Annotated in this window: 13 protein-coding genes; 2 read left to right on the plus strand and 11 right to left on the minus strand. The window is 72.7% G+C overall.

What is annotated here, in order from left to right:
• Positions 1-214: 214 nt before the first annotated feature.
• From ACZ7D7_RS01800 to ACZ7D7_RS01825, 6 genes are all read right to left on the minus strand, one after another.
• Positions 215-643 (minus strand): ATP-binding protein, encoded by a 429-nt coding sequence (locus tag ACZ7D7_RS01800; RefSeq protein WP_470821514.1) that lies wholly within the window; start codon positions 641-643, stop codon positions 215-217.
• A 182-nt stretch (positions 644-825) separates the two neighbouring features.
• A complete protein-coding gene (locus ACZ7D7_RS01805; protein WP_470821515.1) occupies positions 826-1233 on the minus strand; it encodes a (deoxy)nucleoside triphosphate pyrophosphohydrolase in 408 nt (135 codons plus the stop codon).
• 67 nt (positions 1234-1300) lie between these two features.
• The gene (locus ACZ7D7_RS01810) at positions 1301-1492 is read right to left on the minus strand and encodes an SPOR domain-containing protein (RefSeq protein WP_470821516.1); all 192 of its coding nucleotides are present in this window, start codon (positions 1490-1492) and stop codon (positions 1301-1303) included.
• Positions 1493-1895: 403 nt separating this feature from the next.
• Positions 1896-2648, minus strand: a complete 753-nt coding sequence (locus ACZ7D7_RS01815) for a GntR family transcriptional regulator (protein ID WP_470821518.1) — start codon at positions 2646-2648, stop codon at positions 1896-1898.
• A 297-nt stretch (positions 2649-2945) separates the two neighbouring features.
• Positions 2946-4520, minus strand: coding sequence for a S8 family peptidase (locus ACZ7D7_RS01820; protein ID WP_470821520.1), 1575 nt, complete (start codon positions 4518-4520; stop codon positions 2946-2948).
• A 343-nt stretch (positions 4521-4863) separates the two neighbouring features.
• Complete coding sequence (locus tag ACZ7D7_RS01825) at positions 4864-7041, minus strand: DEAD/DEAH box helicase (protein WP_470821522.1); 2178 nt, start codon at positions 7039-7041, stop codon at positions 4864-4866.
• Between the two features lie 285 nt (positions 7042-7326).
• Here ACZ7D7_RS01825 and ACZ7D7_RS01830 point away from each other — a divergent pair, with 285 nt between their 5' ends.
• A complete protein-coding gene (locus ACZ7D7_RS01830) occupies positions 7327-9672 on the plus strand; it encodes an ATP-binding protein (protein WP_470821523.1) in 2346 nt (781 codons plus the stop codon).
• On the opposite strand, the gene ACZ7D7_RS01835 is transcribed toward ACZ7D7_RS01830, so the two are convergent.
• Positions 9582-10034 carry a hypothetical protein gene (locus tag ACZ7D7_RS01835; protein ID WP_470821524.1) on the minus strand — a complete coding sequence of 151 codons (453 nt, stop codon included), beginning with the start codon at positions 10032-10034 and terminating at the stop codon, positions 9582-9584. The two genes, ACZ7D7_RS01830 and ACZ7D7_RS01835, sit on opposite strands and share 91 nt — an antisense overlap.
• Before the next feature lie 71 nt (positions 10035-10105).
• Positions 10106-11365, minus strand: a complete 1260-nt coding sequence (locus ACZ7D7_RS01840) for a hypothetical protein (RefSeq protein ID WP_470821525.1) — start codon at positions 11363-11365, stop codon at positions 10106-10108.
• 302 nt (positions 11366-11667) lie between these two features.
• Here ACZ7D7_RS01840 and ACZ7D7_RS01845 point away from each other — a divergent pair, with 302 nt between their 5' ends.
• A complete protein-coding gene (locus ACZ7D7_RS01845; RefSeq protein ID WP_470821527.1) occupies positions 11668-14988 on the plus strand; it encodes an AfsR/SARP family transcriptional regulator in 3321 nt (1106 codons plus the stop codon).
• 273 nt (positions 14989-15261) lie between these two features.
• Here the strand turns inward: ACZ7D7_RS01845 and ACZ7D7_RS01850 are convergent, their stop codons facing one another.
• The 3 genes from ACZ7D7_RS01850 to ychF form a co-directional block, all read right to left on the minus strand.
• On the minus strand, positions 15262-15711 hold the full coding sequence (locus ACZ7D7_RS01850) for a hypothetical protein (RefSeq protein ID WP_470821528.1): 450 nt from the start codon (positions 15709-15711) through the stop codon (positions 15262-15264).
• 314 nt (positions 15712-16025) lie between these two features.
• Complete coding sequence (locus tag ACZ7D7_RS01855; protein WP_470821529.1) at positions 16026-17444, minus strand: ATP-binding protein; 1419 nt, start codon at positions 17442-17444, stop codon at positions 16026-16028.
• A 164-nt stretch (positions 17445-17608) separates the two neighbouring features.
• On the minus strand, positions 17609-18697 hold the full coding sequence (gene ychF / locus ACZ7D7_RS01860) for a redox-regulated ATPase YchF (RefSeq protein WP_470821530.1): 1089 nt from the start codon (positions 18695-18697) through the stop codon (positions 17609-17611).
• Positions 18698-19020 lie beyond the last annotated feature (323 nt).

Below are 19020 nucleotides of genomic sequence, written 5' to 3' on the forward strand. Positions count from 1 at the left end.
CTCCAGCTCACCGCGTCCGGCACCGGTCACCGGGGGCGGCTGCCCGCAGTATCCAGCACTACGGCGCCGCGCGACACGGTGTTCACGATCACAGCACGGTTCCGGCGGTTTTCGGACCCGGCTGCGACAACACTTCCAGTCTTCTAACCAGGGAACACGTCGCCGAATCACCCGGCGGGGCACCGACTGCCGGCGTGCGCCGGTCGTGCGACCTTCAGGGCACCGCGAGTTCGAACCACACCGTCTTTCCCGCTCCGTCCGGGCGGGTGCCCCAGCGGCGCGAGGAGATGGCGACGAGTTCCAGCCCGCGCCCGCTCTCGTCGTCGGGCCGGGCGGCGCGCCGGCGCGGCAGGTCGGGCAGCGGGTCGGAGACCTCCACGAGGATGACGCCGGGCAGGCCGGAGGGGCGGCGGACCAGGCGCACTCCGATGGGGCCCGCGGCGTGCCGCAGGGAGTTGGTGACCAGTTCGCTGACCAGCAGCGCCGCCATGTCGGCGACGCTGTCGAGGTGCCAGTCGCGCAACTGGCCGCGCACGACGGCGCGAGCGGTGCGGACCGCGCCCGGGTCCGCGGCAAAGGTCCACTCGGCGCAGTCGCCTTCGGTGTCGATCACGCCGATCACTTCCCAGGCCAGCAAGCCCACCCATGTCCGGTTTCGTGGGGTTAATGGCCACATACCCGATATCCGGGCGCGGGTACCGCGCAAGAGGGCGCACTGTGGCACGAACGGCGTACGACGTGCTCACGGGCACGCCCCCGGCGTGCTCCCGTCCGAGGTCCGGCCCCCCGTCCGCCCCTACCCGTCGGGGCCGGTGTGGGCGAGGATCACTGCGCGTCCGGGCCGAGGTGGGCGAGGGCGGCACGGACGGCGGGCACGTCCTGGTCGAGCCAGTCGACGGACCAGATCTCGTCGGGGCCGAGCCAGCGCAGCTCGTCGTGGTCCTCGAGGGTCTCGGGCGCGGGCGAACCGGGCAGCAGCCGGGCGGTCCAGACGTGCAGGGCGTAGGGCGGCTTCAGCGGCCACTGCCCCGGGACGCGCGCGCCGGTCTCGCTCTCGACGCCCAGTTCCTCGCGCAGTTCGCGCACCAGGGCCGCGTCGGGGGTCTCCCCGTCCTCGACCTTGCCGCCGGGCAGTTCCCAGCGTCCGGCCACCTCGGCGGGGGCGCTGCGACGGGCGGCGAGCAGCCGGCCGCCGTCGAGCAGGGCGGCGGCCACCACGATCCGTTCGGTCATGCCGCGAGCCTACGGGGAGCCGATGTGCGGTCGGTTCCGGGCTCGGGCCGATCCGGCGGGCCGGCGCTCAGAGCCTGTCGCCCGCGTCGCTCTGGCCGATCTTCTCGACCCAGTAGAGCCGCTTGTGGCCGCGCGCGTCGAGGCTGTCGGCGATCTTCTGGGCCTCCGCCCGGGTCGCGTATCTGCCCACGCGGTAGCGATTGCCGTTGTCGTCCTGCCGGACGACGAGCCAGGGCAGAGTGACCGTGCCCTCGTTCATCGCGCCCCTCCATTTCCCGCCCGCGGCCCACGCCGCGCCCCGCCCGATACGGAAACCGCAACCCGCATATGCCCGAGCCTACGCCCAACCTTCACGGAGCGAATACGGCTTCTCACAAAGAGGTACGCAACCGGCCAGGCACCAGGGGGCGCACAACGCCGAATGCGCCGCCCCGGAAGGGCGACGCGTTTGGTCAGCGGCATGCCGCCCGCGTCGGGACGGACCTGCGAAAACGGCGGAATCTCAACGGAGTTGGGAGCGAAGGGGCCGGGCGGGCGCCCCGGGGGCGACGGACGGTCCGGCGCGCGGAGTGGGCTGCGTCACGCTCACGCGCCACCCGGCGCACCCCGGAACGCGCCCCCTGCGGAGCAGGGGTACGCCTTCACGGGCAGGAGGTACGCGCCTACTTCACGGGCAGGTGGTACGCCGCCCGGTACCGGTCCGCCGGGATCACCACGTCGGCCGTCTCCACGGGACGGCCGGAGGCGTAGAAGGTGCGCTGGATGACGAGGACGACGTGTCCGGGGACGCCGCCGAGCAGGAGCAGTTCCTCGGCAAGGCCGGGGCGGGCGCCGACCTCCTCCACGACGTTGTCGACGACGATGTCGATGGCGGCCATGCGCTCGACGACGCCCGTGCCGCCGAGCGGGCCCTCCTCGGGCAGCATCACCGGCGTGCGGCCCGTGACGGCGAGGGGCTCCCAGGAGGTGGAGAGCATCGTCGCCTCGCCGGACTCCCGGAACAGGTACCTCGTGCACATCACGCGGTCGCCGGGCTTGATGGCGAGCCGCTCGGCGACGCCCCGCGAGGCCCCGGTCTGCTCGCTGCTGGACTCCCAGGTGCCGCGCACGCCGAGGTCGGCCTGCTCCTGCCGGAACGGCGTGGCACCCCCGGCGGGGCGGAACCCGGAGCGGGCGATCCGGCGGGGCACGGGCCGCTCCCGCACATACGTCCCCGAGCCGGAGCGCCCCTCGACCAGGCCCTCGGCCATCAGCACCTTGCGGGCCTCCAGCGCGACCGTGTCCGAGACGCCGTACTCCTCGCGGATCCTGGCTTGCGACGGGAGGCGGGTGTGCGGGGGCAGCAGGCCGTCGACGATCTTCTTGCGGAGATCACCCGCGACACGCAGATACGCCGGCTGCTCACCGAATGTCACTGGCCGCTCCCATCAGGTTGTACAGACAGCAACAGCCTGGCAACCGTAGGTTGTGCCATGCAAGTAAAGGCCAGAGAATCACCCGATGTGATGACTTGCGCCCACCACACCCTTTACGCAGGCACTTTCTCCCCGCTATAAGCGCCGTCACACCACCAACAAGTGCGCCCCGCCCCCGCGCCGGGCCGGAGCCCGGAGCGCGGGGACGAGGCGGCCGGCTCACGGAGCCGGGGACTGCCTCACGGAGGGAAGGCCTGCCTCACGGAGTGAGGGACGGCCTCACGGGGCGAGGGTGCGTCAGAACTGCAGCGCCCAGGCGTCGATGCGGCCGGTGTCCCACGAGGCGTTGTCGCTGACCCTCAGCTTCCACGTGCCGTTCGCGAGCTCCGAGGAGGCGTTGACGGTGTACGTGGTGTTGATGTTGTCGGCGCTGCCGCCGGTGCCGTAGGCCTTCAGCGTGTAGGCCGTGCCGTCGGGGGCGACGAGCTGGACCTGGAGGTCACCGATGTAGGTGTGGACGATGTTGACCTCGACGGCCAGGTCCGAGGGGGCGTTGCCGGACACGCCGGAGACGGTCACCGGGGACTCGACGGTGGCGTTGTCGTTGATGGCGTAGTCACCGGTGTTCTCGAAGCGCGGGCCGGTCGGCGGCGGGGTGGTGCCGCCGCTGCCGACGTACAGCAGGCGGTTCGGCGAGCCGGTGCCGGGGCTGGTGACGACGCCGGTGGTGGCGGCGGACGTCAGCGCCGAGGAGACCTGGGCGGGCGTGGCCGCGGGGTTGTCGGCCAGGTAGAGCGCCGCCGCGCCGGCCACGTGCGGGGACGCCATCGACGTGCCCGAGATCGTGTTGGTGGCGGTGTCGCCGGTGTGCCACGCCGAGGTGATCGACGAGCCCGGGGCGAACAGGTCGAGGACCGTGCCGTAGTTGGAGTAGCTGGCGCGGGCGTCGGTGGAGGTGGTGGCGCCCACCGTGATGGCCTCGGTCACCCGGGCCGGGGACTTGGTGGAGGCGTTGGTGTTCTCGTTGCCGGCCGCGACGGCGAAGGTGATGCCGGAGGCGACGGCGTTGCGCACGGCCGCGTCGAGGGTGCTGTCCGCGCCGCCGCCGAGGGACATGTTGGCGACCGCGGGCTTGACCGCGTTGCGGGCCACCCAGTCGATGCCGGCGACGACACCGGCGGTGGTGCCGGAACCGGAGTTGTTCAGCACGCGGACGCCGACGATCTTCGCCTTCTTGGCGACGCCGTACGCGTTGCCCGCGACCGTGCCGGCGACGTGCGTGCCGTGGCCGTTGCCGTCCTGGGCGGTGTTGTCGTTGTCGACGGCGTCGTAGCCGTAGGAGGCACGGCCGCCGAAGTCGCTGTGGGTGATGCGGACGCCGGTGTCGATGACGTACGCCGTCACGCCCTGCCCGGCGGAGTCCGGGTAGGTGTAGGAGTTGTCCCGCGGCAGGTTGCGCTGGTCGATGCGGTCCAGGCCCCAGGAGGGCGGGCTGGGCTGCGTACCGGCGATGGTGAACGTGCGGTTCTGCACCACGGAGGCGACGGCCGGGTCGGCGGCGAGGCGCTTCGCCTCGGTCTCGGAGGCCTCGATCGCGTAGCCGTTCAGGGCCTTGGTGTACGTCCGCTCGATCGCGGCGCCGTACTTCTTGGCCACGGCGCGGCCCTCGGCGGAGCCGGACTTCGCCCGGTCGGCCTTGAGGGTCACGATGTAGCTGTCGGCGACGGCGTTCGCCGCGCCCTCGTACTGGATGCGGCCTTCGGCCGGGGCGGCCCCGGCGGGGAGGGCGGAGACGAGGCTCGCGGCGAGTGCCGCCGAGGCCACCGCGCCGATAGCGGTCAGTCTTCGCCGGGCGTGACGCATCACTGCCATCTGAGGGGTCCTCCTCAATCGGTGCTGCGCTGGGTGTGGGGATGGTGCGGTTGATCAACGCACGACGGAACAGGCGCGCATGGCAGGGGCATGTCAACGCCGTGTGCCGGACGCGCCTGTGCGTCAGCCGAAAGATTGAGGCTTCCACAGGAATTGCACAAGGGGCCGTGCACGGACTTAACAGACATGCCACACCGCCACGACAGCCCGGGCCGGTGCCCGCGCGTGCGGCACCGGCCCAGTGACCTGCGGCTCACGCGTCGAACGCGGTGCTCCGGCTGCGCTTCTGCCACGCCGTCACATCGGCCCGAACCTGGTCGAGATGGTCGACGCGGCCCGGTGGTCAGGGTGCCGCGTCCTGGGCCGGCACCGGCACCGTCACGCCCAGGCGGGCCTGTTCCTCCTCCACGATGCGGCGGGCCAGGGAGACGTCCGAGATGTCGACCGCGTCCGGCGTGGACTCGGCCACCGCGCTGCGGCGGGCGTAGGCGTCGAAGAGGCGGGTCTTGTTCTCCAGCATCCGCACCATCCGCTCGTCGACGCCGCCGGTGGCGAGCAGTCGGTGCACCTGCACGGAGCGGACCTGCCCCATGCGGTGGGCGCGGGCCACGGCCTGGTGCTCGATGGTCGGCTTGATCTGCGGCTCGCAGAGGATGACGACGGACGCCGCCTGCATGTTGAGCCCGACGCCGCCCGCCTCGATCTGCGCAAGCAGCACCGCGTGGCCGTCGGCGGCGGAGAAGTCGTCCACCAACTGCTGGCGCCGCGCGGGCGGCACGCTGCCGGTGATCGGCCCGTGCAGCCGCCCGGACCCCGTGTCGAGCGCGCCGCGCACCGCGTCGAGGACGTCCCGGAACGCGGAGAAGACGACGACCTTCAGGCCGCTCTCGGCCGACTCCTCGACCAGTTCCCGCAGCCGCCCGAGCTTCGCCGACCGCTCGGGGCGGGCGTACGCGGCACGGCGCATCGCCATGAAGTTCCCCGCGCGCACCGCCTCCCGGTACGCCTCCTCGTCCGCCGCGCTGAGCTCCTCCCACTCGTCGGTGTGCTGGAGCACGGGGAGTTCGGTCAGCACGTCCTGCTGGTTGCGGCGCAGGTAGACGGGGGCGACGGCCTTGCGGAAGGCCTTGGACCCGGCCACCGAGTCCTGGTCGTCCACGGAGTCGGCGAAGTCGGGCCGCAGGATCCGTACGAGGTTGCGGAACTCGGAGACCCGGTTCTCCATCGGCGTGCCGGTCAGGAACAGCACCCGGTCGCAGACTCCGGCCCACGCGGTGACGGCGGCGGACCGCCGGGTCTCGGGGTTCTTGACGTAGTGCGCCTCGTCCACGACGAGCATGCCGATCTCGCCGCCGCCGGGCGTCGGGAAGCCGCGCAGCGCGTCGAAGGTGGTGATCGCGACGCCGCCGCGCTCCTTCCAGTCGGCGAACGCCTCCTGCCGGTCGGGCCCGTGCAGCGGCATGGCCCGCAGGATGCTGCGGGTCTCGATCTCCCGGGTCCAGTTGATCAGGACGCTCGCCGGGCACACCACCATGAAGTGGCTCCGCCCCTCCGCCGCGAGGTGCGCGAGCGCGGCGATGGCCTGCACGGTCTTGCCGAGCCCCATCTCGTCCCCGAGCAGCACCCGGCGCTGCGCGAGCGCGAACCGGGCGCCGAACGCCTGGTAGCCGCGCAGCGAGACGGAGCAGTGCGCGTCGTTCAGGCGCTGCTCCCGCACCCGCTCCGCGACGTCGTCGGGCAGGAAGCCCTCGGCCGCCGCGCTGTCGGGCCCGCGCCCGGAGATCTCCGCGAGGAGGCTGTAGTACTCGGCGGAGCGCAGCTCGAAGTCGACCCAGGCGGCGAGGTCGCTGTCGGGCCGGCGCAGCAGGTCGACGGAGGCCTGCGCCACCTGCCCGGGCACGCCGTCCCGTTCGGCCTCCTCGCAGATCCGGCGCAGTTCCGCGACGGCCGCCCGCGCCCGCTCCCGCTTCTCGCTCCCGGCGAACAGCGACCGCCAGCGCCCCGTGAGCGGCCGGGCGTCGGCCAGCAGCGGGGCGAGCCGCGCCGCGAGCGCGGCACCCGTCTCGGCGGCACGCCGGGCCTGGGCGCCGGCCTCGACCAGGACGTGCAGGGCGACGACGAGGGCGGTGGTGCGCGGTTCGGGATGGTCGACGTCGATCCGCACGGCGACGGAGTCCCGTACCGCGTCGGCGATCTGCCGGGCCGCCGCGACCGCCTGCTCGGCGGTGCGCTGTCCGACGCCGGGGGTCTGCCGCAGCCGGTACGCCCCGGCGGCCAGCACGTCCTGGACGGTCCCGAAGCCGCCCTTCTCCAGCTCCCCGAGCCGCAGCCGCCCCTCGGTGACGTCCCTCAGCCGGGCGACGGGTATCCGGCGCAGCTCCTCCTCGGCCAGCCCGTCGTGGATCGGGCGCAGCGCCTCCCGCACGTCCGCGAGGGCCCGCTCGTGGTCCCCGGCGACCCGCCCGGCGGCCTCGGCCAGCCGCGCGCCCCGCCCCACCACCTCGCGCTCGTCCCGCCCCATGCGCCCCGCCTCACTCCTGGTGCCTCATCTGCTCCCGGCATCGTCCCACTGCCCACCGACACCGGCCGGACGCGGAGCCCGCCGACCGGGCGGCGGGCCTTCGCGGGAAGGTCGGGTCATTCCATTGGCATAGTCTCCCGGCATGATCACCGGGCGAACGGCCGGTGCCGGGGCGGCCTTTCCCCCGATCCCTCCGCGGCGAGTTCCTCGATCCATGGATATCGAGCAGGTGTGCGGAAAGGATCTCTCCGAGGAACGGGCACCTACACACGGCTGGGGGGACGGGTGCGGCGCCACGAGCTGGGTTCCCACAACGAGTTGAGCGGCACGGTGCACGGCCCGGCCATCCAGGCGGGCACGGTGTACGGCGGGATCCGCGTCGTCTCCGAGGCGGCCGGCCCGGCGCCGCAGACGCCGTGGCAGCTGCCGGCGACCGTGCACGTGGTCGACCGCACACGCGAACTCGCCGCCCTGGAGCGGCACCGGGCCGACGCCGCGCGGTCGGGACGGCCCGCGCTCGCCGCGCTGAGCGGACTGGGCGGGGTCGGCAAGACGGCCGTGGCGCTGAAGTGGCTGCACTCCCTGCGCCCGCAGTTCCCGGCGGGGCAGCTGTACGCGGACCTGGGCGACCAGTCGCCGGCCGGGCCGACGTCCCCGGCGGAGGTGCTGGCCCGTTTCCTGCGCGCCCTGGGGGTGCCGGCCCCGCAGGTTCCCGCGTCGCTTCCCGAACGGGTCGCGCTGTACCGGTCGTTGACGTCCGAGCGGCGCCTCGTGGTGCTGCTCGACGACGCCGCGTCCGCCGCCCAGGTGAGACCGCTGCTGCCCGCGGGCGGCAGCGTGACGGCGGTGACGAGCCGCCGCCGGATGCCGGGGCTGACCGTCGACGGCTGCTGCCCCCTCCACCTGGAGCCGCTCGACCACGAGGCGGCCGTGGAACTCCTCGCGGACACCCTCGCCGACGGCCGGGTCGCGGCGCAGCCCGAGGACGCGCGTGCCCTGGTCGAGCTGTGCGCGGGGCTGCCGCTGGCGGTCCGGGTCGCCGGAGCCCGGCTCGCGGCGCGTCCGGAGCGGCGCATCACGACGATGGTCCGGGCGCTCACCGCGGAGCACGACCGGCTGGAGGGCCTGGCCATCGACGGCGACCACAGCGTGCGCGCGGCGCTCGACCTGTCGTACGAGGCGCTGCCCGCCCCGGCCGCCCGCCTCTACCGGCTGCTGGGGCTGCATCCGGGCCCGGAGTTCGGGAGCCCGGTCGCCGCCGCGGTGCTCGCGTCGTCGGACGGGGACGCGGAGCACCTGCTGGAGACGCTGCACGACGCGAGCCTCCTCTTCGCCGCCGGCGAGGAGCGGCACCGCTTCCACGACCTCGTCCGCCTGCATGCCGTGGCGAAGGCCGAGGAGCACGAGCCGGCGCCGGAGCGCGCCGACGCCCTGCGGCGCATCGCCGACCACTACCTGGCCGGGGCGACCCGTGCCGAGGAGATCGTCGACCCGCAGCACCGCACGATGGCCCGCGACTACGCGTCGCCGCCGGTGGCCGCCGCCGACGTCGGGGACGACGCCGAGGCCGCCCTCGACTGGCTGGAGCGGGAACTGCCCAACCTGATGGCGGTGCTCCGCCGGGCCCGCGCCGAGGGCTTCCCGACCGTCGCCTGGCAGCTCGCCGACGCCCTGTGGCCGCTGTTCCTGCGGCGCAAGTTCTACGACGACTGGCGCGCGGCGCACGAGGAAGGGCTGGCGGCGGCCGAGGAGTTGGGGGACGTGGCGGCCGAGTGCCGGATGCTCACGTCGGGCGGGGTCGGGGAGCTGGGCGCGGGGCGCCACGACCGTGCCCTACTGATGTTCGAGCGCGCGGCGCGGCTGTTCCGGGACAGCGGCGACCGCCTCGGCCGGGCCCGCACGCTCAACTACCGGGGCCTCGCGCTCCAGCGGCTGGGGCGCCTGGACGAGGCCGCGGACCTGTTCGCGCGGGCCGCCGCCGAACTGCCGGAGTGCGGGGACCGGCGGGCCGGCGGTCTCGCCCGGCTGAACCTCGCCGACGTCGCCCTCGCCGCGGGGCGCGCCGAGGAAGCCGTCGCCGAGGCCGACGCAGCCCGCGCGACGCTGCACGAGGCGGGCGACACGTACAACGCCGCACGCGCGGCCCTGGCACTGGGCCGCGCGCACCTCGCACTGGACGGCCGGGACGGCCGGGACGGCTCGGAACGCCGGGACGGTCTGGACGGCCGGGACGGCCCCGACCGCCCGGACCATCTGGACGGTCCCGACCGCCCTGACCACCCTGACCACCCTGACCACCCGGACGGCCCGGACCGCCTGGACCGCCTGGACCGTCTGGACCGTCTGGACCGTCTGGACCGTCTGGACCGTCTGGACCGTCTGGACCAGGCGGAGGGCCTGCTGGCCTCCGCCCTGGGGACCCTGCGTGCGATGGCCGCGAACTACGAGACGGCCCGCGCCCTCGGCGGCCTCGCCGAACTCGCCGAGCGGCGCGGGCAGCGGGACGTGGCCCGCGACCACTGCCGGGAGGCGCTGGAGCTCTACTCCTCGGTGGGCAGGGCGAGTTCGGAGGAGGCCGAGGCCACCCGGCGGTGCCTGCTGCGGCTGGAGGGCGACGCGCCCGACGCGTGAACCACGAAGCGGGTCACGGACCGCAGCGCCGCGCCCGTCAGTCCGGCCGCCAGCCAGGAGTGCGCCAGCGAGGCGAGGCCCTCCCACACCTCCTCCGGCGGGCCCTGGCCGCCCCGGACTTCGAGGTGCAGCACGGTTCCGTCCGGGCTCAGCCGTATCCAGCAGCGGCCGCCGCGATGAACCGCCACGACCAGGGCGCCGGGATGGGCGGCCGCCACCTCCGCGGCCCTGCGCGCACCACCCGTTGCGTGCGCGACCAGCACGTCGCCGAGCGGCGCGGCCCGCTGCTCCTCCTCCCCCGGGGTCAGCCGGACCCGGACGTGCTCGTCGACCGCCGCCTTCCCGGTGACGGGGTGCAGCACCGTACGGACCCGGCGCAGAGGCCCTCGTAAGCCTGGCCCCCCGTCCGCCACCCGGGGTGCGGCCGTCGGCGTCACCACGGCGCCGCCACGCTGCCCGGCGCGTCGTAGCGCACGGTGCGGGGCAGGCCCGCCGGTTCGGTGGTCGTCCGCCTGCGGGGCGCGCGCAGCCGGAGCTTGCGGTAGAGCAGCGCGCGCATCTTGCGGGAGAACTGGCCGGGCTCCGACGTGATCCGGGCGGCGACCCGCTCGTACCGGTGCGCACCGCAGGCCGCGGTGCTCCGCTTGAGCTGGTGGTAGACCGGCCGGTCCCCGCGCAGCCGCGGCGCGAACGACATCAGCTCGGCCAGCGGCGAACCCGGGTCCACGTCGGCGTCGGGCCGGCCCGCCATCAGCACGGGTACGCCCGTCATGGCGCCGTAGAGCGAGACGGACCCGTGGTCGCCCACCACGTAGTCGGCGGCGACGACGGCGCCGGTCCAGTCCGCGTACGGACTGACCAGGACCAGCCCGGAGCGGGCCAGTTCGGCCAGCCAGGAGCGCACCTGCCAGTAGCCGTGGGCGTTCCAGATGTGCGGGTGCAGCAGGGCGGCGACCCGGTACTCGCTCGCCGGCAGCTCCGCGACCAGGCGTTCGAGGATCTCCCAGCCCTGCCCCAGCAGCGAGTCGGTCCCCCACGTGGAACAGACGAGCACCAGCCGCCGGTCCGCCCCGGCACCCAGCGCCTCCCGGTACAGCGCCCGCGACGACATGCTGGCGGCGACGCGGTCGAAGCACGGATCGCCCACCACCTCCGCCACCGGCACCGCCTCGGGACATTCATGGCCCAGCCTGGTCACCTCCTCGTGATGGGCCAGCACGATCACCTCCGGCACCACCGCGCCGTCCCGCACCAGCCGCTGCCTGCTCAGCCCGTACACACCCCGCTGGGCCACCGGCCGGCCCGCCTGCCCCGCCGGGGTGACCTTGTTGTGCCCGGCGCCGTGCGGCAGGACCACCACGGGCGCGTGCAGTTCGTGCAGACTGCCGTAGCTGGCGGCCAGCGCCAGGTCGAAGGTCGTCTGGACCGCCTGGCTCCACGGCAGGACCAGACCCCCCAGCCGGTCCAGGAACTCCGCCACCCCGTTGCCGAACACGTCCGGTGCCTGCGTGAAGAAGGTCTGCACCCTGATGTCCCCCTCCAGCAGGCGTATCGCGTCGAGCAGCCGCTGACCCGCGATCACCGTGTGCACCACGACCAGGACCCGTTTGCGGGTCCGGCGGGTCGCCCACCGCTCGACGTCCAGACGGACCGGCACATGGCGCCAGAGCGGCTCGGGCACTGTCACGCTCATCCTTGAACTCCCCCGGTTCTTCTGCGTGCGGTTCTTCTTCGTGTGGTTCTTCTTCGTGACGACCGCGGCGGCGACGTTTCGCCGCCGTGCGGGGGATGTGCCCCGGGGGGTGGACGGCGGGCTTGCAGGAATCCTGCACTCCGGTGGAAGCCCTGGACGCGGCGCGTCACGGCCCGTGCGCCCGTCGCGCTTCGGTGCGCCCCTGTCCACCGCCCCTGCACCCGCAGAACAGTGAACCGAGTGCCGCACACACGTGCGGGCACTGCCGAAGCCGGCAGGAAGAAGCACGCCCGTCGGGGGTGATGGTGGACCTTCTTGCTCTGGGACCTCTCGAACTGTGGCACGGCGGTCGGCAACACGGACTCGGTTCGCTCAAAGAGCGCTGCGTGCTGGCCGTACTGGTGCACGCCCGGGGCGAACCGGTCACCGCGGACACCCTGATGGACCGCCTCTGGAACGGCGAGCCGCCGCCGACGGCCGTGGACACCCTGCACAGTTACCTGTCCCGGCTGCGCGGCCGGCTGAAGCGGGCGGTCGGCGAGGACCTGGCGAGCGTCCACCGGCCCTCGGCACGGCTGTACCAGCTGCGGGCCGCGCCGGAACACCTCGATCTGCTGCGCTTCCAGGGGCTGCGGAAGGACGCGTCGGCCGCCGCCGCGCGGGGCGAGCTGGACGTCGCCGTGGCGATGCTGCGCACCGCCGAATCCCTGTGGCGGGGCGAGCCGCTGACCGAGTTCGCCGACAACGCGTGGGCCATGGCGGTGCGCGCCCGGCTGGTCGAGGACCACCGCCGGGTACGGGAGGAACGCATCGGCCTGGAAATGGAGTTGGGCCGGCACGCGGACCTCGTCGGCGAACTCCGGGAACTGGCCGCGCAGACTCCGTTCGCCCAGCGGGTGATCAGCTCCCTGATGCTGGCCCTGTACCGCTCCGGACGGCACGACGAGGCACTGGAGGCGTACCGGAAGGCGCGTGCCGGCCTCCGGGAGAACCAGGGCATCGAGCCGGGCAAGGAACTCCGGGAACTCCACGTCCGCATGCTCGAACAGGACGCCACGTTGATGTGGGGCGGGGGCGGGGGCGGGGCCGGGACTGGGGGAACAGGGCCGCACACGGGGACCGGGACCGGGACGGGACCCCATGCGGGGACCGGAACCGAGACGGGACCCCACCCGATGACCGGAACCGAGACGGGACCCCACCCGATGACCGGAACCGAGACGGAACCCCACCCGGTGACCCGGACCGAGGCAGGGCCGCCGCATCCTGGAGCGGCGCCCGTACGCGGTGGCCCGCCCGCGCCGGTCGACCCGGCGCCCCGCAACTGCCTCCCCCGGGACACCCGGGACTTCACCGGCCGCACGGCGGAGCTGCGCATCCTCCTCGACACGCTCGGGGGGACCGCCCCAACGCCCTCGACGCCCCCGACCGCGCTGCCGATCACGGTCGTTCACGGCATGCCGGGCGTGGGCAAGACCGCGCTGGCCCTGCACGCCGCGCACCGGCTGTCCGGGACCGGGGCGTACCCGGCCGGGCAGTTCTACGTCGACCTGCGGGGCTTCAGCGGCCAGCAGCCGCTCGACCCGGCCGACGCCCTGGCCACCCTGTTGCAGTCGGCCGGGTACACCGGCGAACTGCCGGACACCCCGGACGAGCGGGCCGCCCGCTGGCGGGAGTGGACGGCCCGGCACCGCGCGCTCGTGGTCCTCGACAACGCCCGGGACGCGTCCCAGGTCGCGCCGCTGCTGCCCGGATCGCCCGGCTGCCGCGTCATCGTGACGAGCCGCAGCAGGCTGGCCGGGCTGGACGGGGCGTCGTCCCTGCCCGTGGAGGCCCTGTCCCGGGCGGAGGCGAGCGCCCTGTTCACCAGGATCGTCGGCGCCTCACGCGTGTCCGGCCAACGGGACGTACTGGAACACATCGTGGACGCCTGCGGCTGCCTCCCGCTCGCGGTGCAGCTCCTCGCGAGCCGCTTCCGCCACCGGCACGCGTGGGACCTGCGGCACCTTCTCGACCGGCTGGCCCGCGCGGCCGACCCGCTCAACGAGTTCGACGGCCTGATGTCCACGGTGTTCCACTTCTCGTACGAGGAACTCGGCGCGCCCGCGCAGCGGTTGTTCCGCCGGCTCGCCCTGCACCCCGGCCCCGACATCACGCTCCCCGCGGCGGCGGCGCTGGCCGGCCGGGACCTCGGCACGGACATGGGCCCGCTGGAGAGGTGCGTCGAGGAACTGCTGGACGCCAGCCTGCTGGAGGAACCCGTGCTCGGGCGCTACCGGCTGCACGACCTCACCCGCGCCTTCGGCCTGCGGGTCGGCCGGCTCACGGATCCCGAGGACACCCGGCACGCGGCGACCGGCCGCCTCGTCGCCCACCACCTCACCACGGCCCACCGCGCCGACCGCCTGACCCACCCGCACCGCAGACCGCTCCCGCCGACACCGGAGACCGCGGACTCCCGCTACGCCCTCACCTTCTCCGACAAGGACGAGGCCACGGTGTGGCTGACCGTCGAGCGCCCCAACCTGCTGGCCGCCGCGCGCACGGCCGCCGCCGGACACCCGGCGTACGCGGCGCTGTTCCCGCGCGTGCTGGCGAGAACCCTCAAGCTGTGGGGCACGCCGGACATCGCGACGGAACTCTTCGACGCCGCCGTACCGGTGCTGCGCGCCTGCGGCGACCGTTCCGCGCTCGCCCGCACCCTCACCGACCGCGCGGACCTGCTGGCCCAGCGGAACCACGGCGAGGCCCTGCGCTGCGCGACCGAGGCGCTGGCGCTCTACCGGGAAGCCGGGGACACGGGCGGCCGGGCCGACGCGCTCCTCCAGTCGGGACGCGCCCACCTCGCGGGCGGCCACGGCGGCAGGGCGATGCAGGACCTCGAACAGTCCCTCGCCCTGTACCGCGAGATCGGCGACCGGGCGGGCGAGGCCGAATGCCTCAACGTTCAGGGAGCCGTGCTGTTTTACGCCGGCGAGTATGCCGCGGCCGACGAACGCGTCCGGCTCATGCAGGACCTCTACGAAAAGCTGCCGGACCCCTACGGATTGGCGCAGGCGCTGAACAATCGGGCGGAACTCCTGTGCCGCCAGGAGCGCTACGACGAGGCCCTCGAGTGCTACGGACAGTCCCGGAAGCTGATGCTGGAGCACGGCGGTCGCGGCGATCTGGCCACTCTGGAAACCAACGTCGGCGTCGTGTACCAGGCGAAGGGCCAGACGGACCGCGCGCTCGCCTGCTTCCAGTGGGCCCTGGCCGCGCATCGCGCCGGCGGCGACGCGCTCGGCGTGGCCGACGTGCTGATCAGCATGGGCACGGCCTACGCGCAGTCCGGACGCCGGGGAGAGGCACTGCTGCACCTGACGATGGCGGAGCGGGTCGCGTCGGACATCGACAACCCGTTCGAGCGCCTGCGCGCCCTCCTCGGCCTGGCGGACGTCCAGCGCGAGTCGGGCCGCCTGGACGCGGCGCTGAGGAAATACGAGGAAGCACTGGAGGTGGCCCGGAACATCGACCACCCGATGGGCGTGGCGGACGCCCTGGCGGGCCTGGCCCGGACCATCCGTCTCCGCACCGGCCCGGACCGGGCCCGCCACCACGCGGAGGAGGCGGCGGGCCCGTGACCGCCCGCTGCTCCGGGACGCTTACGCGCCTGCGGGCGTCACCCACATCCAACGGAGCACTTCCGCGGTTCCGTAGGAGACCGCCAGGACGCAGAAGGGGACGACCGTCTTCTTCAAGAAGCCCTTGTACACGTGCACTTCCTCGGTACGTCAACGATGGCCGATCACCCAAGATCGACCGGGCAGGAGAGAGTAACGACGCCGAGGTCCGGTAGTAAAATCGTATGAATATGCTGGAGGCATATTCATACGGCCTGCTGGGACGGCGGGACCCTACTCCTCAGCCTCGCCCCGCCCCACGTGCGGATCCTGCGCGCCACCGCTGTGAAACGTCACGCCGGACAGGTCGATCCGCTGCCCCTGGAAGACGGGCCCGTACTGCGTACCGCCGCTGATGTTGTTGGTGACCGCCCCTGTCGGCGCCAACTCCGCGAGCAACGCCCGCAGTTCCTCAGCGGCCCCGGGATCGGCCTGCACCGCACGCCGCAGCCGTGCGCGCCACTCCGCCTCCAGATCCGCGACGGCAATCGCGTCCTCCGCGTCCCGGGCGGCGACCAACTCCCCCTGAAGTACGTCCAGCTCCTCCTCGACCGCCTCCTCGTCCCCACCACGCGCGAAGAACCGCACCACCCGCTCTCGCGCCTGTGTCCAGGTCTCCGACACCATGAGCCCCACCAACGTGGTGGCCCCGGACGCCACCAGCGCAGCCAGTTCGGCCTCCACTGAACCCCCTTGCGTTCATGCTCTGTTGACTCCGTGACGGTCACGGTAGAGGACCCGGAGACAAGGCCGCAGGCGGAGCAGAAGAGGCAACGGTGGGCCAGGACACGTTCACGCCGAGGACGGCGGCAAGCGGCTCAGGTGAACCGAATCAAGGTCGGTACGAGGCGAACGAGGACGACATGACGCCTCTGTACCACCGGGATACCTGGCAAAGCCCGCACGGGCCCGCCACACCCGGTGCACGGAACGAGGACGGTGAGGACGAAAGCTGACCCTTGTGGGCGTCGGCTTCCCGAGGTTCCTTCCTCCGCCACTCACAACGGCCACGCGGCGAGCAGATCGCCGGGACCGTATGCGGCATCGGGACCCGGAGAACCGACGCCGCTCCGTGAGACCGCCACGGCGGGAACGAGTTCGTCGGTGAGTGCGGCCCGGTGCCGATAAAGAGCTGCCAGGTCGTGCCGGTCGAAGGGCGACTGCTCCAGCCACTTGATGGAGCCCACGAAGAACAGCCTTTTGGCGACCGGGGCACGGTCCGCTCCGACGATGTCGATTTCGATGTCGTTCGAGCGGGTCCAGTATCCGCCCACAACGGGGGCGGCGGGAAGCCGGTCGTCGGGCAGTATCCGGGCAAGTGCCTCGCGGATGAGCGGCTCGATCGCCCGGCCACGCCAGCTGGTCCAGTTCTCCCGAATGCGTGCCAGGGTCAGATCGCCCCGTCCCCGCTCGATCTCCTCCATGGAAGGGCCGAGCAGGTGCAGCCAGAACCTCAGGTAGGGATCTGTCACCCGGTAGCGGCGATCCTTCGACGGGCGCAGCGATACGGGCAGTTCCGCGGCGACGACCCGTTTGTCCATGAGCAGTTCCAGCGCACGCTGCAAGGGCGTGGCCCCAATCCCGCCGGCTGCGCGGGCGATGTTGGTGAATGTCCGCTCGCCACTGCCGATGGCCGCCAGCACCTTACGCGCCTGGGCCTGCGGGGGGAATTCGGCAGCGAGTGAGCGCTCGGCCGACACGAGCAGAGCCGAGACCGGATCACTCAACGCCTCGCCGAGGAAGTCCCACAACCCTGCGCCTCGCGGCCACTCCGCGCAGATCAGTGGCAGCCCGCCGGTGACCAACGCCGCGTCGAAGGCCTCCGCAGGCTCCAGCCCGAGCATCTGCCCCACTTCGGCAGGGTTGAGCGGTCCCAGCACCATCTCCCGGCCGCGCTGGTGGAAGGGGCGCCCGTAGCCGTTCAGTGCCTCCATCATCGACAGATCGGAGCCGATGAGGACCAGCAACACCGGCTTGGTTTCCAGCACCCGGTCCCAGGCCCGCTGCAGGATCCCCTCAAATGCACCTTCGGCATCCATCAAGTACGGCACTTCATCGATGACCAGCACGCTCGCACGGTCTGCGGGCAGCGCCGCGGCCAGAACGTCGAACGCGGCGTCCCAGCTGTCCGGCCGTGCGGCGGCCACGAGTCGTGCCATCGGCAACGTCGACGCCTGGGCGTCCCGGGCCAGCCGCGCAAGATCATCTTTAGGAGACGCACCAGTCGCCGCGTAGAACAGGAACGGAGCCCCGGAGTGCTCCGCGAACCGCTCGACCAACCGCGACTTGCCCACCCGGCGCCGCCCGCGCAACATCACGCACCGACCGGGCCGCTCCCCACCGACCCCTGCCGCCACCTTCCGCAGCTCTCGCTCCAACGTCGCCAGTTCCTGCCGACGACCCACGAAGTCCACCATGCCTGCGCCTCCACCCACGACACTAACGTCGATGTTAGTAACGTCGATATTAGTGACCTGCTTGGCGCAGACATATTCGACACCCTTGTCAAAACACAGGCCGCCACCACGCAGAGGGGTCGACCCCGGAGGAGCCGACCCCTGTTGACGTGCGCGCTCGCCGGCTACACGTTGAAGCGGAACTCCACCACGTCGCCGTCCTGCATCACGTACTCCTTGCCCTCCATGCGCGCCTTGCCCTTCGCGCGGGCCTCCGCCACCGAGCCGGTCTCGATCAGGTCGTCGAAGGAGATGACCTCGGCCTTGATGAAGCCCTTCTGGAAGTCGGTGTGGATGACACCGGCGGCCTCGGGGGCCGTGGCGCCCTTCTTGATCGTCCAGGCGCGGGATTCCTTGGGGCCGGCCGTCAGGTACGTCTGGAGGCCGAGGGTGTTGAAGCCGACCCGGGCGAGCGTGGCGAGGCCGGGCTCCTCCGCGCCGACCGACTCCAGCAGTTCCATGGCGTCGGCCTCGTCCAGCTCGGCGAGGTCGGCCTCCAGCTTGGCGTTGAGGAAGATCGCCTCGGCGGGGGCGACCAGCGCGCGCTGCTCGTTCTTGAAGTCCTCGTCGACCAGCTCGTCCTCGTCGACGTTGAAGACGTAGAGGAACGGCTTCGTCGTCAGCAGGTGCAGGTCATGGAGGAGCTCGTTGCGCTCCGTGCCCTGGACGATGCCGTGCGCGAAGAGCGTGTCGCCCTTCTCGAGGATCTCCTTCGCCTCCTCGACCGCCTTCACCTTGGCCGCCAGGTCCTTCTTGATCCGCGACTCCTTCTGGAGGCGCGGGAGGACCTTCTCGATGGTCTGGAGGTCGGCGAGGATCAGCTCGGTGTTGATCGTCTCGATGTCGTCCTTCGGCGAGACCTTGCCGTCGACGTGGACGACGTTCTCGTCCTTGAAGGCCCGGATGACCTGGCAGATCGCGTCGGACTCACGGATGTTCGCCAGGAACTTGTTGCCCAGGCCCTCGCCCTCGGACGCGCCGCGCACGATGCCCGCGATGTCGACGAAGTCGACCGTGGCCGGCAGGACGCGCTGCGAGCCGAAGATCTCGGCCAGCTTCGCGAGGCGGGCGTCGGGGACGCCGACCACGCCGACGTTCGGCTCGATGGTGGCGAACGGGTAGTTGGCCGCCAGCACGTCGTTCTTGGTCAGGGCGTTGAACAGGGTCGACTTGCCGACATTCGGCAGACCGACGATTCCGATCGTGAGCGACACGTTGCGACTTCCCGTACGTGAGGAGGAGGGACGGAGTGGCCAAGTGGGCTGGGGGCCGATCCACCAGTCTACGGCGTGCCGCACCCCCTCCCGGCGACCCGTCGAACGCCTGGCCAAGCGGTCCCGTCGGCGTGTCTGATGGGTGATTCGGCACATAAACCGACCTAAGTTGGTCCAGTGGAGCAACACAGGACGCGACCTGCGCAGTACGGACCGCGACGCGGCCACCCGCCGCTGCCCCCGCAAACGGGCCGGGCCACGGGCGGCGGCGGGGCGACGAGGGATGGGGCAACGGGCGAGGGCCCGGCCCGGCCGGCCCCCGA

The organism is Streptomyces sp. NPDC037054, from assembly GCF_055606745.1.

Bases quoted from the DNA above. Each gene is read 5' to 3' on its own strand.
- ACZ7D7_RS01810 (WP_470821516.1), bottom strand. From the start codon at position 1,492: ATGAACGAGGGCACGGTCACTCTGCCCTGGCTCGTCGTCCGGCAGGAC.
- ACZ7D7_RS01805 (WP_470821515.1), bottom strand. From the start codon at position 1,233: ATGACCGAACGGATCGTGGTGGCCGCCGCCCTGCTCGACGGCGGCCGG.
- ACZ7D7_RS01845 (WP_470821527.1), top strand. From the start codon at position 11,668: ATGGTGGACCTTCTTGCTCTGGGACCTCTCGAACTGTGGCACGGCGGT.
- ACZ7D7_RS01855 (WP_470821529.1), bottom strand. From the start codon at position 17,444: ATGGTGGACTTCGTGGGTCGTCGGCAGGAACTGGCGACGTTGGAGCGA.
- ACZ7D7_RS01820 (WP_470821520.1), bottom strand. From the start codon at position 4,520: ATGGCAGTGATGCGTCACGCCCGGCGAAGACTGACCGCTATCGGCGCG.
- ACZ7D7_RS01840 (WP_470821525.1), bottom strand. From the start codon at position 11,365: ATGAGCGTGACAGTGCCCGAGCCGCTCTGGCGCCATGTGCCGGTCCGT.
- ACZ7D7_RS01825 (WP_470821522.1), bottom strand. From the start codon at position 7,041: ATGGGGCGGGACGAGCGCGAGGTGGTGGGGCGGGGCGCGCGGCTGGCC.